16 protein-coding genes are annotated in these 15449 nt (G+C 37.6%); 11 read left to right on the forward strand and 5 right to left on the reverse strand.

The features are described 5' to 3' along the window. Position 1: 1 nt before the first annotated feature. Positions 2-769, reverse strand: a complete 768-nt coding sequence (locus Q2U82_RS15225) for a tetratricopeptide repeat protein (RefSeq protein ID WP_410005661.1) — start codon at positions 767-769, stop codon at positions 2-4. Between the two features lie 138 nt (positions 770-907). Between Q2U82_RS15225 and recF the strand changes: the two genes are divergently transcribed. The 3 genes from recF (at position 908) to Q2U82_RS15240 (ending at position 2791) form a co-directional block, all read left to right on the forward strand. Continuing rightward, entirely contained in the window at positions 908-1987 is a 1080-nt protein-coding gene (recF, locus tag Q2U82_RS15230; protein WP_410005662.1) for a DNA replication/repair protein RecF, read from the forward strand. Further along, positions 1984-2406: a lipocalin family protein gene (locus Q2U82_RS15235; RefSeq protein WP_410005663.1), complete on the forward strand. Its 423-nt coding sequence runs from the start codon at positions 1984-1986 to the stop codon at positions 2404-2406. Before recF ends, Q2U82_RS15235 begins: the two co-directional genes overlap by 4 nt. Before the next feature lie 88 nt (positions 2407-2494). Beyond that, positions 2495-2791 carry a DUF721 domain-containing protein gene (locus Q2U82_RS15240; RefSeq protein ID WP_410005664.1) on the forward strand — a complete coding sequence of 99 codons (297 nt, stop codon included), beginning with the start codon at positions 2495-2497 and terminating at the stop codon, positions 2789-2791. 74 nt (positions 2792-2865) lie between these two features. Here Q2U82_RS15240 and Q2U82_RS15245 read toward each other — a convergent pair whose 3' ends face one another. Continuing rightward, positions 2866-3285: a nucleoside-diphosphate kinase gene (locus Q2U82_RS15245; RefSeq protein WP_062620831.1), complete on the reverse strand. Its 420-nt coding sequence runs from the start codon at positions 3283-3285 to the stop codon at positions 2866-2868. 147 nt (positions 3286-3432) lie between these two features. On the opposite strand from Q2U82_RS15245, the gene Q2U82_RS15250 reads away from it, so the two are divergent. Genes Q2U82_RS15250 through Q2U82_RS15260 form a run of 3 tightly spaced genes read left to right on the forward strand, consistent with a single transcriptional unit; the run spans position 3433 to position 6119 of the window. Next, on the forward strand, positions 3433-4458 hold the full coding sequence (locus tag Q2U82_RS15250) for a DHH family phosphoesterase (protein WP_410005665.1): 1026 nt from the start codon (positions 3433-3435) through the stop codon (positions 4456-4458). Further along, positions 4448-5002, forward strand: a complete 555-nt coding sequence (gene gldI / locus Q2U82_RS15255; RefSeq protein WP_410005666.1) for a gliding motility-associated peptidyl-prolyl isomerase GldI — start codon at positions 4448-4450, stop codon at positions 5000-5002. Before Q2U82_RS15250 ends, gldI begins: the two co-directional genes overlap by 11 nt. Before the next feature lie 10 nt (positions 5003-5012). Beyond that, positions 5013-6119: a peptidylprolyl isomerase gene (locus Q2U82_RS15260; protein ID WP_410005667.1), complete on the forward strand. Its 1107-nt coding sequence runs from the start codon at positions 5013-5015 to the stop codon at positions 6117-6119. Between the two features lie 87 nt (positions 6120-6206). Here Q2U82_RS15260 and Q2U82_RS15265 read toward each other — a convergent pair whose 3' ends face one another. Beyond that, positions 6207-7658: an aminoacyl-histidine dipeptidase gene (locus Q2U82_RS15265; RefSeq protein WP_410005668.1), complete on the reverse strand. Its 1452-nt coding sequence runs from the start codon at positions 7656-7658 to the stop codon at positions 6207-6209. 88 nt (positions 7659-7746) lie between these two features. Here Q2U82_RS15265 and Q2U82_RS15270 point away from each other — a divergent pair, with 88 nt between their 5' ends. Then, positions 7747-8817: a DUF3810 domain-containing protein gene (locus tag Q2U82_RS15270; RefSeq protein ID WP_410005669.1), complete on the forward strand. Its 1071-nt coding sequence runs from the start codon at positions 7747-7749 to the stop codon at positions 8815-8817. 117 nt (positions 8818-8934) lie between these two features. Here Q2U82_RS15270 and Q2U82_RS15275 read toward each other — a convergent pair whose 3' ends face one another. Further along, complete coding sequence (locus Q2U82_RS15275; protein ID WP_410005670.1) at positions 8935-9762, reverse strand: DUF6503 family protein; 828 nt, start codon at positions 9760-9762, stop codon at positions 8935-8937. 122 nt (positions 9763-9884) lie between these two features. Then, positions 9885-11834: a T9SS type A sorting domain-containing protein gene (locus tag Q2U82_RS15280; protein WP_410005671.1), complete on the reverse strand. Its 1950-nt coding sequence runs from the start codon at positions 11832-11834 to the stop codon at positions 9885-9887. 129 nt (positions 11835-11963) lie between these two features. Here Q2U82_RS15280 and Q2U82_RS15285 point away from each other — a divergent pair, with 129 nt between their 5' ends. From Q2U82_RS15285 to Q2U82_RS15300, 4 genes are all read left to right on the forward strand, one after another. Beyond that, positions 11964-12638 (forward strand): carboxypeptidase-like regulatory domain-containing protein, encoded by a 675-nt coding sequence (locus Q2U82_RS15285; RefSeq protein WP_410005672.1) that lies wholly within the window; start codon positions 11964-11966, stop codon positions 12636-12638. Beyond that, positions 12622-13272: a hypothetical protein gene (locus Q2U82_RS15290; RefSeq protein WP_410005673.1), complete on the forward strand. Its 651-nt coding sequence runs from the start codon at positions 12622-12624 to the stop codon at positions 13270-13272. Before Q2U82_RS15285 ends, Q2U82_RS15290 begins: the two co-directional genes overlap by 17 nt. An 87-nt stretch (positions 13273-13359) precedes the next feature. Beyond that, positions 13360-14163: a TrmH family RNA methyltransferase gene (locus Q2U82_RS15295; RefSeq protein WP_410005674.1), complete on the forward strand. Its 804-nt coding sequence runs from the start codon at positions 13360-13362 to the stop codon at positions 14161-14163. 47 nt (positions 14164-14210) lie between these two features. Next, a complete protein-coding gene (locus Q2U82_RS15300) occupies positions 14211-15443 on the forward strand; it encodes a M48 family metallopeptidase (protein WP_410005675.1) in 1233 nt (410 codons plus the stop codon). Positions 15444-15449: the final 6 nt, after the last annotated feature.

Consider the following 15449-nt stretch of genomic DNA (forward strand, 5'->3'; position numbering starts at 1 on the left):
TTTATTTATTCATTGCTTCCGCGCGGCCTGTATAAATTTCTGCTTTTACGGCTTCAGTTGCTTTTGGATAATCGTCAGCTATTTTTTTGAAATGTGCCAATGCCTTATCATTTTGATTTAAAGACATTGCGGCAATTCCAGCTTTCAAAAGAAATCGTGGCGTTGTGAAATCGTTGGTTCGCATTGATGCTGCTTCTTCGTAATACTTCAAAGCATCTTCGTTCTGTCCTAATTGTACAAAAGCATCACCAATTGCTCCTTTTGCCAAAGGCGCCAAAATATCATCATCGCTGCTGAATTTATCCAACTGTGCAATAGCTTCCTGATATTTGTTGGTGTTCAAATAAGCCATTCCAGCGTAGTAATGTGCAAGGTTTGCAGCTTTTGTTCCACCGTAATTTTCAATAATATCAATGAAACCGTACTTTCCTTCACCACCTTGCAGTGAAAGGTTGTAAAGTGAATCTTTTGCCGGAGCAGTCAAAGCTTGTTCCCAATAGCTCTGAGCTTGGAACATTTCATTCATTGCTTCAGTTTCTTTTGGACCTTTGATGTATTGATCGTATGCAAAGTATCCCAAAACACAAACTGCCACAACTATTATAAAACCTAAGATAGGTTTTTGGTTTTTTTCTACCCAAGCCTCAGTTCTAGACGCGCCTTCGTCCAGCGTGTTGAATACTTCTGCAGTTGTGCTGTTTTCTTCTAGCTGAGATTCTTTTTCAGCTTTGTTTTTTGGTTTGCCTCCGCGTTTGTTGTACGTTGCCATAGTTTTAGGTTATAGTGGCGCAAAAATAAAATTTTAAATGGAATTTGAAAGGATAAATATTTCTTATTTTTTAATAATTTGCAAAGCGGTTATTCTTCCTTTTCAGAAAACATACTGAAGCGCAACCCATTAATTCTTATGATTTTACAAAAACTATCTTTATTAAACTATAAAAATTTTGAAGCCGAAACCTTCGAATTCGACCCAAAAATAAATTGTTTTGTGGGAAATAATGGTGTGGGAAAGACCAATGTGCTCGATGCAATCTACCATCTTTCCTTCGGAAAAAGTTACTTTAACCCAATTACTACCCAGAATATAAAACACGGGGAAGAATTTTTTGTGGTGGAAGGTTTTTATGAGAAAAGAGAAGCTGACGAAAAAATTGTGGTAAGTGCAAAAAAAGGACAGAAAAAAATCATAAAACGAAATGGGAAAGCCTACGAAAAATTTAGTGAGCACATAGGATTTCTGCCGTTGGTCATCATTTCACCCGCAGACCGGGATTTGATTATTGAAGGAAGCGATACACGAAGAAAATTTGTGGATGGTGTTATTTCGCAACGCGATTCAGATTATTTGAATACGCTTATTAAATACAACAAAGTGCTGGCACAGCGCAATTCGTTGTTGAAATATTTTGTGGCGAACAACACTTTCAGTCAAGACACGATTGATATTTACAACGAGCAACTTCACAATTTTGGGACTTCAATCTTCGGAAAACGGACTGCTTTTTTGGAGGAGTTTCTGCCAATATTTTTAAATCGTTACAAATCCATCAGCAGCGGTGAGGAGAGCATCAATTTGGTTTATGAAAGCCAATTGCAGGAAAATGATTTGTTGACGCTACTTCAAAAAAATATTACGAAAGATAAAATCACCCAATACACCAACTTCGGAATACACAAAGACGATTTGGTTTTTGAAATTGACGGTCATCCAATCAAAAAATTTGGCTCGCAAGGCCAACAAAAATCGTATCTTATCGCTTTAAAATTGGCGCAGTTTGATTTTATAAAAAACCATTCAAAAACAAACCCGATTTTGCTATTGGATGATATTTTTGATAAATTGGACGAAACGCGTGTTACTCATTTAATTTCTTTAGTGGACAATGAAAACTTCGGACAGCTTTTTATTAGCGACACACACGCCGAACGTACTGAAGAAGTAATTAAGAAAGTGCATCAGACTTATAAAATGTTTCCTTTATGAAATTCTACTTTTATATACTCCTAACAAGTTTTATTTTTTCGGGTTGCGAAAAACCAAATCCCGAGGCACAAAAACAAAACCTCAGCGGCTATTGGGAAATTAAAACTGTAAAAATGCCCGATGGCGAAAAAAAGAATTTTGACATGAACACCGTTGTGGATTATATTGAAGTGAAAAGTGACAGCGGTACTCGCACAAAAGTTTCACCAAAGTTTGATGGTACTTTTACAACCAATGGCGTTTCAGAAAATTTTACTTTAAAAATTGAGGAAGACAGCTTGCGGATGTATTACAAAACCCCGTTTGACGAATGGAAGGAAACCGTGATTGAAGCGAAAGATAGCACGTTAACTGTTAAAAACAGGGACAATAAAATTTACACCTATTCAAAATTCAAAAAATTTGAATTTAAAGAGTGATGTAGCACTTCGACTGCGCTCAGCGTGACATATTTAGAAAAGTTAACGAACTCACAGATTCACAAACTCACAAATTCACAATCAAAAAATGGCAAAAAGACACGCAGAAAACATATCAATTGGCGATGCTTTAAAAGAGTTTATCGGCGCCAACCGTTTGGAGAAAGGCCTTGATAAAGTGAACGCAAAAGAAGCTTGGGATTCGGTTATGGGTACTGCTATTTCAAAATATACGACTGATATAAAATTAGATCGCGATACACTTTATGTGCAACTTTCATCTTCGGTTTTGCGGGAAGAGTTGAGTTATGGAAAGGAAAAAATCATTAAACTTCTGAATGAAGAAATGGGAAAGGAGTTGATTAAAAAATTGGTTCTTCGTTAATAAATTCTCTTCATAAAAAACAAAAACGCCTTCCCGATCGGAAGGCGTTTTCAATTTAAATATTTCGTAAATGCTTAAAACATTTCGCGTCCCGCGAAATGAAAAGCACCTTCAATAGCTGCATTTTCGTCGCTATCACTTCCGTGAACTGCGTTTTCGCCGATAGAAGCTGCGTATAATTTACGGATAGTACCTTCAGCAGCATCAGCTGGGTTGGTAGCTCCAATTAAAGTACGGAAATCCTCAACAGCGTTTTCCTTTTCAAGAATAGCCGCAACGATTGGACCGCGAGTCATATATTCTACCAATTCGCCATAAAAAGGACGCTCACTGTGCACTGCGTAAAATGCTTGCGCATCTTGTGTAGTCATGTGGGTAAGTTTCATCGCTACGATTCTAAAACCTGAAGCGTTAATTTTTTCAAGAATGGCGCCGATGTGTCCTTTTTCAACTGCATCTGGCTTTAACATTGTGAATGTTCTGTCTGTTCTCATTGTGTTTTTTAAAATTTCGGCAAAAATAACCATTTGAAAATGAAAAGCAAGTATTTACAGAATGTTTAATGATTTCTTAATTTGGAAGAAAATTACTTTTAGCAACCATTTCACTCATAATCTGTAATTATTGTATCTTCGCGCCCTATGAATGAAGACACTACCCAAATCGTTGAAAAACTTCTCGCTTCGGCACAAAAAGTGGTAATTGTAGGCCATAAAAATCCAGATGGCGACGCGGTTGGTTCATGCTTGGGACTTTCTTTTTTTCTGAAAAGTTTAGGTCATACTACAACTGTAATTATGCCAAATGATTTTCCTGATTTTTTGAAATGGCTTCCCGGAGTTGAAGAAATTATAGTCCACGAAAGGGAAAGAGAAAAAAGCACAGAACTTATAAATTCTTCAGACTTAGTGTTTACGTTAGATTTCAACAGCTTGGACAGGGTAGGTGGCGAACTGCAAACGGTTTTGGAAAACTGTTCTGCTAAATTTGTCATGATAGACCACCACCAACAGCCTGCAGATTATGCGGTGGCAACATACAGCGATGTAAAAATGAGCTCTACTTCTGAAATGGTCTTTCACTTTATGGACGCATTGGGCCAAACTGAAAAACTTTCAAAGGAAATTGCGGTAAATCTCTACACTGGAATAATGACTGATACAGGTTCGTTCCGCTTCTCCTCTACTACTCCAACCACTCATAGAGTTGCAGCAAAATTGATTGAAGCTGGAGCCGAAAGCGCCATTGTCAACCAAAATGTTTATGACACAAACAGTCCTGAAAGAATGAAACTTTTGGGAGTAGCCTTAAACAATCTTGTGATTCTTCCTGAATTGTATACGGCCTATATCACCCTCACACAAAAAGAACTGGACGACCACAACTTCAAAAAAGGCGATACCGAAGGATTTGTAAATTATGCCCTCTCAGTAAAAGGAGTTGTTTTTGCCGTAATTTTTATAGAAAATAAGCAGGAAAGCATTGTGAAGATTTCTTTTAGAAGCAAAGGAAACTTTTCTGTGAACGATTTTGCACGTAACCATTACAGCGGCGGTGGTCACATTAATGCTGCCGGCGGAAAAAGTTCGCAAGACCTTAACAAAACCATAAACGAATTTATTAGTATCTTGCCCCGTTATAAAAATGAACTCAAAGATGCTTCATAAGCTGTTTTATTTTTTGTTTTTTTCGGCAGTAATTATTTCCTGCAAAAGCCCTGAGGCAAGATCCCCAGTGCAAAGTCATTCAGGAACTTTCATCAAGGAATCTGCAGAAAGGAACAAAAAAATCTATGATGATGAGAAAATTTTCATCGGAGAAATCATTGCTAATGACTCTACACATAACTATATTTCTTCAGAAAACGGATTTTGGTATTTTTACAACAAACGTGATACCGCAACTACCGAAATGCCAGATTTTGGCGACGTTGTGAAATTTTCCTATGATATTAAAGATCTTAACGGCAGTTTGATTCTTTCAGAAAAAGAAAACGGGCTGCAACATTACAAAGTAGATCAAAGCAACCAAGACCTTATCTCTGGTGTTCGCGAAGGCATAAAACTTATGAAAGAAGGCGAAACAGTAACCTTTCTTTTTCCTTCCTATAAAGCTTATGGCTATTATGGGATTGAAGAAAAACTCGGCTCCAACATTCCGGTGCAGAGCACTGTAACTTTACACTCAATTGAACAATCAAACGAAAATTAAATTAACAAACATGAAAAAACTAACATTTTTATTTTTATCTCTTACGCTTGCATTTGCGTCTTGTCAGGAAAAATATCCTGATCTTAAAGATGGCGTATATGCTGAATTTATTACCAATAAAGGAACTTTTGTTGCCAAACTGAAAAACGAAAGCGCGCCACTTACCGTTTCAAACTTCGTGGCTCTTGCTGAAGGAACCAACGGAATGGTAGATTCTCTCTACAAAGGCAAACGTTTTTATGATGGACTTACCTTTCACCGTGTTATCAAGGATTTCATGATTCAAGGTGGTGATCCAAAAGGCGATGGCACAGGAAGTCCTGGCTATGCTTTTCCTGATGAAATAACTGATACAATTCGCTTCAACAAAAAAGGACTTTTGGCAATGGCCAACTCAGGTCCTGGAACTAATGGCAGCCAGTTTTTTATCACTTTGAAAGATACACCATGGTTGGACGGCCGCCACACTGTTTTTGGTGAAATTGTAATTGGACAAGAAGTTGTTGATTCAATCGGAAACCTTGAAACCGAAAAACCTGGCGACAAACCAAAAGAGCCTGTTATCATACAATCAGTGAACATTATAAATAAAGGAAATATTAAAGTTCCTTATTTCACTGAAGAAATGGGTAAGATTGAAAAAGAAAAGAAAGAAAAAGAAGAACGTATAAATAAAGTAGCAGCTGAACAACTGAAAGAGCTTGACGCCATCAGAGCAAAAGCAGATTCGCTTCCTTCAGGAGTTAAAATCTATTTTACTGAAAAAGGAACAGGGCCACAACCAAAAGAAGGTGACAAAATTTTAATGAACTATGCGGGTTACCTTGCTGATGGACATATGTTTGATTCCAACATATTATCTAATGCAGAAAAGTTTGAAATGGTTGATGAAATGCGCAAAGCTGCCGAGCAATATGTTCCGGTACCAACGGATTACAGCACAGAAGCACAGCTAATCCCAGGTTTCCGTGAAGGATTGTTAAATATGAAGGTAGGTGATAAAGCCACTATCTTTATTCCATCACATTTGGCGTATGGAAAAAGAGGAATTCCAGGTGTTATCCCTCCAGATTCTGAATTGATTTTCAACTTAGAAATTGTTGAAATAGCGCAATAATCTAAGTCTAGCTTAAATACAAAAAGAGGAACCAGTTTTTAAATTGGTTCCTCTTTTTTTTTTGAGCTTTATTCTATTTTCTCCTTTTTATTTCTTTGGAATGTTCTTTAAAATTTCCATTACAAAATCCCAGTATTTTTGAGCGGAGGAAATACTGGCGCGTTCATCGGGAGAGTGTGCTCCTTTAATAGTCGGTCCAAAAGAAATCATATCCATATCAGGATAATTTTGGCCTAAGATTCCACATTCCAAGCCAGCGTGGCAAGCGGCTACATTTGCTTTTTCGCCATTCATTTTTTGGTAAAGGTTATCCAAAACTTTCAGAATTGCACTGTCCATATTTGGTGCCCAACCTGGATAATCTCCAGCCAATTTAACTTCGTAACCAGCAAGTTCAAAGGTAGAAGTCAATGCGTTTGCCAACACCTCTTTAGAAGATTCCACAGAGCTTCGGGTTAAATTTTCAATTTTTATATTTCCGTTGTCAACTGTAACTTTTGAAATGTTGTTTGATGTTTCCACCAAATCTTCAATATCCGGGCTCATTCTGTAAACACCGTTGTGCGCAGCATTCATAGCGTTCAAAAAATTTCTTTGATCTTTATCGGTCATTACTTTCGTGAAAGTTTCATTGCTTTTTTCTGCAGTAATGGAAAGTTTGGATTCCAAAGACTTGTATTCTAAAAGAATATCCTTCTTCATCTTTTCAAAAGCAGCAAGAAATTTTTCTTCGGAAGAAACCACTACGTGTGCCACGCTTTCACGAGGAATGGCATTGCGAAGACTTCCGCCCTCAAGTTTTGCCAATTGCATAAAATCCTTTGTAGCGAAAAGCAAACGGTTCATCAGTTTGTTAGCATTACCCAAACCTTTAATGATGTCCATTCCACTGTGGCCACCGTTCAAACCTTTCACTTTAATGGCAAAGTTTGCTGAATTTTTTGGTGCTTCGGTTTCATTATAAGTCCCGGTTGCGGTAACATCCACTCCACCGGCACAGCCCACGCCAATTTCGTCATCTTCTTCCGTATCAAGATTTAAAAGAATATCGCCTTTCAGCAAACCACCTTTCAATCCTTTTGCACCCGTCATTCCAGTTTCTTCATCTATCGTAAAAAGTGCTTCGATTGCAGGATGTTCAATTTCGTTGCTTTCAAGAATGGCCATTATTGTGGCGACGCCCAGACCATTATCGGCTCCCAAAGTAGTTCCCTTTGCACGCACCCAATCTCCATCTACATACATTTCGATTCCCTGTGTGTCAAAATTGAAATCGGTATCGTTATTTTTTTGGTGAACCATATCTAAATGGCTTTGAAGGACCACAACTTTGCGGTCTTCCATTCCTCTGGTGGCTGGCTTTCGGATTATTACGTTTCCCACTTCATCTTCCATGGTTTCCAAACCAAGACTTTTCCCAAAGTCTTTCATAAACGCAATAACGCGTTCTTCTTTTTTTGAAGGACGCGGTACGGCGTTCAGGTCTGCAAATTTGTTCCAAAGCGCTTTGGGTTCAAGGTTTCTTATTGCTTCATTCATATTTTAAAAATTTTAGGAACACAAAATTACGGTTTTGTATCCGCTATAAAAATTATGTGGAGAAAGAATTCCTTCGTAAGTTTGGATTATGCAAAAAAGAACATCCGCATTCCTCACGTTATTTCTTATAGTGCAGATTATTGCACTTCAAGTTTTAAAGCATTTTCCAGAATTTGTAGAGAAATATTACAGTCAGGGTATTTATCCGTGGATTTCAAAAATCTCCCGCTATATCTTTGGGTGGGTTCCTTTTTCGGTAGGTGATTTATTCTATCTACTTATAGCAATCGTAGCCATTCGCTGGCTTTATAAAAATTTGAAAAGGCTTCGGCAGAACGACCAAGTGGGCTTTTTTGTGGATATTCTTGCAGCCGTTTCAGTAGTTTATTTTATGTTCCATGTGCTTTGGGGCTTTAATTATTATAGGCTTCCGCTACATAAGTCCTTAAATATAAATAATGATTATACCACAGAGCAGCTTTTGGAAACCACAAATCGTTTCATAGAAAAAAGCAACGCTATGCATCGCGAACTTGGTTTTGCTGATAGCGTAAAAATTGAACTGCCCTACTCTCAAAAAGAAATGTTCAAAAAAACTTTGAACGGTTATAAAAATCTTGAAAAGGAATTTCCGCAGCTTGCTTTGTCGCCAAGAAGTATCAAAAAAAGTGGATGGAGTTTGGGGCTTACCTATATGGGCTATAGTGGCTATCTGAATCCTTTTTCAGGTGAAGCACAGGTGAATAATTTAATGAAAACCTATAAATTTCCTGCAGTTGCTTGCCACGAAGAAGCCCACCAAATAGGTTATGCCGCCGAAAATGAAGCTAATTTTATAGCCACCCTTTCCACACTTCATAATGATGACATTTATATGCAATATACTGGCTACATTTTTACATTGCGATATTTAATAAACGAAGTGGCACGACGTGACGAAGCTAAATATCAAGAACTCTTAACAACTATAAATCCTGGGATTCTGGAAAGCTATAAGGAAATGCGCGACTTTTGGGAAAGCTACCAAAACCCCTTTGAGAATTTCTCAAAAATGTTCTGGGATACCTTTTTGAAGGCAAACAACCAAAGCCGTGGAATCATGAGTTATGATTATATGGTGGCCTTGGTTGTAAATTATTATGAGGGCAAAACGCTTTGAAATTGTGAGTTTGTGAGTTTGTGAGTTTGTGAGTTTGTGAGTTTGTGAGTTTAAAAATTGCTTTTTTTCTCAATACTCAATACTCAATACTCAGTACTCAATTCCCAATACTAACTACTATTTCACATATTCTGCTTCAGCCGGTTTTGCAAATACCGAAGCATCAAGCATTGTTTCTGTTGCTGTAATTTTATCAAACTTAACATCCATCTTTTTCCCTTTTGGCTTGCCATTTTCTATGTTGTACCAAACTAATTTTTCAGGAAGCAACAGACCGTTTACGTCCTGCCATTTGTCATACTTTATATAATGCCAATCATCGCTTTTCTTTTGGTCCTTAAAAGTAACAGTATAGGCCAACCAAGCCATCTTGTTTGTCTCTGGGTCGAAATATAGAATGTATTCATCTTCTGGCGAGTCACCCACACCTTTGTTGTAGGAAACTTTATAGCCATTGTAAATTTTCCCATCTAATTCGGTAGGCGCCACAGTTTCATAATTGGTCCCTGGGTCTGAAATTATAAATGGCATTGCATAAAAATAGAACATCAAATTATGGTAAAAAACAGGATTGCCTTCATACCCCAAATCGTGTTTCAAAAGCCAAACTCCCTTTCCGTCATAACCGATAGACCAATCTTTGGACTCAATTTTTGTTTTTCTATCTGGCAGTGAAACTGTGTGGGTTTCTTCTCCATTTTTTCCTTTCATCTCAAAACAAAGGTTGTTCATTTTTTTCCAATGGTTCAAACCTCCGTGCGCTGTAAACATCGCTTGAAGTTGTGCTGGATATTCCTTTGGTTTTTCAACTTCTTTTACGTTGGAAGTTTCTGTGGAGTCTAGCTCCATTCCTTCAGCTCTTGGATCATCCGCAGTTGTTTTTTTATCGTTTTTACAAGCAGTAATTGATAGTAAAACCGCAAGCAATAAAATCAGTTTTTTCATAATGGTTGGTTTTTAGCTTTCTAAAAGTAAAAAAGCTTCCCAAAACTGAGAAGCTTTTTAGAAAGGTTTATGATTATTAGTCAGCAGTTTTAGAGGATAGTGGGCGTCTTCTTTATTGGAATTTAATTCTTAATTAATTTTTTAACGACTGATTTTCCTTCCGAAGAAACCTTCACAAAATAAACCCCATTTTCTAAAGAGGAAACATCTACGGTCAACGTGCCATTCTGCGGAAGTATTTTTTTAGAAATCAATAATTTTCCTTGAATGTCATATAGTGAAATAGTTGTTTCTGAAACCAGTTTTGTTGCTTGCACCGTAAAACTTTCCGAAGTTGGATTTGGAAAAACGCTCAAATCTGTAAAAGCAGAATAATTCACGGAAAGAAACACCTCATCATCCAGAAAATCTGGGATGCCATTTGTGTTTGTATCATCGTCAATTGGGGTTCCGTTGTTGTTGTAATCTTCGTCTATTGTTAAAGTACCGTCGCCGTCGTCGTCATTGTCGAGGTAGTTTTCAATGGTGTCGCCATCGGTGTCTATGTAAATATACGATGGTGCCACGCCTGCGCCAATTCCGGTTGTTTCATCTAATGTAAGTACCGAATCGCCATCATCATCACTGTCCAAATAATTTGGAATATTATCACCATCTGTATCATCGTCGTTTAGGTTTCCATTGTTGTTTATATCTTCGTCTTCGTTGGCAATGCCATCTCCGTCTGCATCGGGCGTGGTTTCATCGGTAAGAATTTCAAAGGAAGTTACTACAAAGCAACCCGTATTCACATCTTCAACCCGAACATAAATAGTCTCTGGGTTTGAAGTGTTTATGTATGAAGTTGGAACGGCTATAGGATTTGTATTGTTTTCTGCATCTGCTTCAGTAACATAGAAGTATACTTCATAATCGGAAGGATTTAAGCCAGCCAACATTACAGCTATATTTTCAGTAAGATCAAAAACGGCAAAACCATCGCCGTCGCCTTCATTTATAAAAAGGTTGTTGGGTTGGGTTATTGGGGGGATTTCGTTTACGATAAGTTCGAGTTCCGCAATTGAATAACACGGAAGTATTGCAGGAGGAACACTTTTGGTTACTCTTGCGTATACTGTTTGATTGAAAGGAACTGTATTTGTGTACAGTCCAAGAATCTCTGTCCCTGGTATTCCATTTTGTGCGCTTTGAAGCGTTTCATAGTATCTAATATTAACATCAGGTTCACCGTCAATAATATCAAGATCTGCTAAAGTTAAATCCCATTCTCCAACAATACCATCATTGTCATCATCACAAAGTTCAAGTGGGTCTGGGTTATAATTGATGTTTGGGTTTGGAAATACTTGTAATGTAAGTTCGACAATATCATAACAACCTTCAGCACTATTTGGGTTTGGCGGAATAGATCCATTAGCATTACTTACAAGAAGGATATAAATAGTCTGCGGAGTTGTATTATTTAGAAAGTTTGTAGGATTGGGAATTGCCTGTGAGAAGTCGGGGTTTGTAATTGCTAAATCTCCCGCCATAACGGCATCAGCAAGATTTTCATAATAATAAAGATCAAAACCCAACGGATTTAAACTTCCAAGAACTTCTGTAGCTACAGTTGTAAGGTCAAAAAATGCAAAGCCATCATTGTTATCATCACAAACACGCAGTGTCGCTGGCACGTTTCCAACGGGAGAAAAACGTACTTCCAGAGCAAAAGGGAAAATATTTATTTCGTTGCTGGTACTGCTTTCCACTCTTGCCCACACTCCACCTGTTCCATAATTTGGATCATTAGGATCAGTAATTGGGTTATCCAAATATCTCCGGTCGTTCACATATGGAGTAGACAATAGCAACTCATTGTTCTGTGCATTCAAAAGAGTTGCGTGGTAAGTTACCGTCAAGGTTGGATCTCCTAACGTAATCACTTCGTCTTGTAATGCTAAGTCAAACAAAGCAAAACCATCATTGTTGTCATCGCAGGTAATTAAATTAGCAACGGGTGGGTTTACTATAATTTGCGCCTGCGTTGAAAAACAGAACGCCATAACTAAAAAAAGTACAAATTTTTTCATAAGTAATAATTTTCCCGCAATGTATATATATATATATATATATACAAAAAAGAAAGAATTATTTTAGCATTTTATACTTGACCGCTTTCTCTTTTTTCAGTATTCTTGTTTTATTAAAATCATACATAAATGAAGCCCTATTTATATAAATTTCTGCTGCTTGCAGCAGTGCTATTATTTTCAAGTTGCGAAAAACTTGAAATAACCAATAACGAACGGCTATTGGTTAAAGGAAAAATAGTTGATCAAAACGGGAATGCCTTACCCAATATTACCATAAAAACTGAAGCCGTAAACCGCATTCTTGCTAAAACCAGCACAGATGCAAATGGAAACTTTGAGCTTACATCGCTTAACGCAAGTACTGATCCACTGTATGTTTTGGTAAATATTGAGTCCAATTTCTATTTCGAAAACGAAAACCCCGATTATGCAAGTAAAGTATATTCTTCTGAAGACGCCAACAAGCAGTTGTTGTTAGATTTGGGAACCGTAACTCTTAGTGGTTTAGGCTCTTTTTCACTATTATTAAAAAACCTTCCAGGTGATAATAATACTGTGGAGTACACACTTTCATACACTTCAAAAGTTTGTCATCTTCCCTTAGAATTTAACAATGACATTTGTGAATTTGACCAGTCCACTCAGGACTTTTTGGAAGTCAATTCACAAAACCGAACGATAGGTGGTGAAAGTATTTTAGGCTCCGTTGCTGTTTTTGAGTACAAAGTAAATGGCGGAAGCACACAAACTATCGAAATTCCAGTAACAAATCCCCCTACTACGTATGTTTTTGAATATTAGAATACTTTTCATTTCCCTGCTTTTTACGGCAGCTACTTTTGCACAACAAACGGAAACGGAAATAGAAAATGAAACAGCCCAAGAACAAACTAATCTTGGAACCAAAGTAGGCAGCATTACTGTAGGCGCCTATCTGCCCATTGCTTTTGGAGAAAACTTTGTAAACGATGGAATGGATTTAAAAATGGGCGCACAAGCACAACTTAAACTAAATGTTATGGGAGATTTTTATATTGGCCCAGCCATGAGTTTCTTTTTTGCTGATGTTACCAATCGAAACCTTGTTGGCAATTACGATGAAATGTCCAATTTAGTATTGGGAGGTGTAATTGGCTATGAAAAACAATTGGAACGGTTTGACCTTTCCATTGGTTTAGGGGTTGGCTATTCGGGCTATTTCAACAAAGGCTTGGGCGATAGTTTTGAAGACAATGCCACCGCGCTATGGCTAAGACCGGAGGTAAGCTATAAATTGGCAAACTATGTTTCAATTTATGTAGCCCCAGAATTGCGCCATGATTTTATGAATATTGAAGTCCCATCAGAGCTAGAAGACACTTTTGGAGGTGTAAACTATTTTAATGTTGGTTTTGGTCTTCGCATCAATTTGGGTACTGGATATAAATTTCAGTAGCGTATCTTTGGAAAAAGTTTTAAGTAGCAGTTAGCAGTAAAAATAAATTGCGACTACTACCTTCGCGAGACATTTTTCAAACACAATATGTACAAAAACATCACAAGTTTTCAGAATCCGTTGATAAAACAGATTATTTTACTACAGGAAAAATCGCGCGAACGCCGAAAAACAGAACTGTTTGTTATTGAAGGTCAGCGTGAAATTTCATTGGCAATAAAAGGTGGTTATCTTTTGAAAAACCTTCTTTTTTGTCCCGAAATCATTTCTGAGGAAGAAATTTTTATACTGAAAGAAACCGCAAATAGCGAAGCGGAATTCATAGAAATTGCTTCAGATATTTATGAAAAATTAGCCTACCGAAGCTCCACCGAAGGGGTTTTGGCAATTGCACACGCAAAAAATCTAAGCATTTCAAACCTAAAACCTGAAAGCAAAAATCCTTTAATTTTAATAGCCGAAGCCCCCGAAAAACCTGGTAACATTGGCGCCATACTTCGCACCGCTGATGCCGCAAAGGCAGATGCCGTAATCATCGCCAACCCAAAGACAGATATGTTTAACCCAAATATTATCCGCAGTAGCGTGGGTTGTTTGTTCACCAATAATGTAGCAACGGGAAGCACTTCAGAAATCATTTCATATTTGAAGGAAAAAAATATAAATATCTACTGCGCTGCTCTTCAAGCTTCCGTTCAGTACGACTCCATAGATTTTAAAAAAGCAACTGCGATAGTCGTAGGCACTGAAGCCACAGGTCTTTCCGAGGAATGGTTAAAAAACAGCACCCAAAATATAATAATCCCGATGCAAGGCGAAATAGATAGTATGAATGTTTCCGTAGCGGCGGGAATCCTTATATTTGAGGCAAAACGGCAGCGTGGTTTTTAGTATACAGTCGCAGTCGCAGTTTGCAGTAGTAATTTGAAACCTGAAACTTGAAACCAGAAACTCTTTTTTACATAATAATAGCAATCCTAGTCATCAGCTTTGTTATTGACCAAATTTTAGATTTCCTCAATGCAAAACACTTTAACGACCCACTTCCCGAAGAATTGCAGGATGTTTTTGATGAGGAAGAGTACAAAAAATCGCAACGCTACAAAAAAGAACGTTACAAATTTGGAATACTCACAGCCACCATTTCCCTAATTGCTACCCTCCTCTTCTTCTTTTTAGACGGTTTTGCATTTGTAGACAGTTTAGCCCGTTCTGTTTCAAACAATGAAATTATAATCGCCTTAGTTTTCTTCGGAACCATAATGATTGTAAGCGATATCCTAAGTACACCCTTCAGCTATTATAGCACTTTTGTTATTGAAGAGAAATACGGTTTTAATAAAACCACACCTAAAACTTTTTTCCTCGACAAACTGAAAGGTTGGGCTATGGGCGCCGTTATTGGAGGAATTCTTTTAAGTGCAATTATATGGTTCTACCAAAGCACCGGGAAAAACTTTTGGCTTTACGCTTGGGGCGTCATTACCGTTTTTACAGTTTTAATGAATCTTTTTTACGCCCGTTTCATCGTTCCTCTTTTCAACAAACAAACCCCTTTGGAAGAAGGCTCACTGCGTTCCCAGATAGAAACATACGCATCAAAAGTAGGTTTTACGCTCGATAAAATATTCGTAATAGACGGTAGCAAGCGCAGCACAAAAGCCAACGCCTACTTTTCAGGATTCGGCAGCGAAAAGCGCGTTACGCTTTATGATACTTTGATAAAAGATTTAAACGAAGAAGAAATAGTAGCTGTTCTCGCCCATGAAGTAGGCCATTACAAACGAAACCATATAATCATCAATCTTTTCGCCGCCATCATCACTACGGGATTTACACTTTGGCTACTTTCACTTTTTATAGCAAATCCATTACTATCGGAAGCATTAAATGTTTCACAACCTTCCTTTCACATTGGCTTGATAGCTTTCGGCGTACTTTACAGCCCCATCTCCGGCATCACAGGATTGTTTATGAATTACCTCAGCCGTAAGTTTGAATACCAAGCAGACAATTACGCAAAAACCACCTATGCTGCCTCACCTTTGGTTACAGGTTTAAAAAAACTCTCTAAAAACAGTCTAAGTAATCTTACACCGCATCCATTGTATGTGTTTGCACATTACTCACACCCTACGCTTTTGCAGCGCTTCAGGAATTTAAAGAAATGATTTTTA

The organism is Aequorivita nionensis, assembly GCF_046352995.1.
Lineage (GTDB): Bacteria > Bacteroidota > Bacteroidia > Flavobacteriales > Flavobacteriaceae > Aequorivita > Aequorivita nionensis.

Coding starts and splice junctions, on each gene's coding strand:
- Q2U82_RS15225 (WP_410005661.1), bottom strand. CDS start 769: ATGGCAACGTACAACAAACGCGGAGGCAAACCAAAAAACAAAGCTGAA.
- recF (WP_410005662.1), top strand. CDS start 908: ATGATTTTACAAAAACTATCTTTATTAAACTATAAAAATTTTGAAGCC.
- Q2U82_RS15235 (WP_410005663.1), top strand. CDS start 1,984: ATGAAATTCTACTTTTATATACTCCTAACAAGTTTTATTTTTTCGGGT.
- Q2U82_RS15240 (WP_410005664.1), top strand. CDS start 2,495: ATGGCAAAAAGACACGCAGAAAACATATCAATTGGCGATGCTTTAAAA.
- Q2U82_RS15245 (WP_062620831.1), bottom strand. CDS start 3,285: ATGAGAACAGACAGAACATTCACAATGTTAAAGCCAGATGCAGTTGAA.
- Q2U82_RS15250 (WP_410005665.1), top strand. CDS start 3,433: ATGAATGAAGACACTACCCAAATCGTTGAAAAACTTCTCGCTTCGGCA.
- gldI (WP_410005666.1), top strand. CDS start 4,448: ATGCTTCATAAGCTGTTTTATTTTTTGTTTTTTTCGGCAGTAATTATT.
- Q2U82_RS15260 (WP_410005667.1), top strand. CDS start 5,013: ATGAAAAAACTAACATTTTTATTTTTATCTCTTACGCTTGCATTTGCG.
- Q2U82_RS15265 (WP_410005668.1), bottom strand. CDS start 7,658: ATGAATGAAGCAATAAGAAACCTTGAACCCAAAGCGCTTTGGAACAAA.
- Q2U82_RS15270 (WP_410005669.1), top strand. CDS start 7,747: ATGCAAAAAAGAACATCCGCATTCCTCACGTTATTTCTTATAGTGCAG.
- Q2U82_RS15275 (WP_410005670.1), bottom strand. CDS start 9,762: ATGAAAAAACTGATTTTATTGCTTGCGGTTTTACTATCAATTACTGCT.
- Q2U82_RS15280 (WP_410005671.1), bottom strand. CDS start 11,834: ATGAAAAAATTTGTACTTTTTTTAGTTATGGCGTTCTGTTTTTCAACG.
- Q2U82_RS15285 (WP_410005672.1), top strand. CDS start 11,964: ATGAAGCCCTATTTATATAAATTTCTGCTGCTTGCAGCAGTGCTATTA.
- Q2U82_RS15290 (WP_410005673.1), top strand. CDS start 12,622: ATGTTTTTGAATATTAGAATACTTTTCATTTCCCTGCTTTTTACGGCA.
- Q2U82_RS15295 (WP_410005674.1), top strand. CDS start 13,360: ATGTACAAAAACATCACAAGTTTTCAGAATCCGTTGATAAAACAGATT.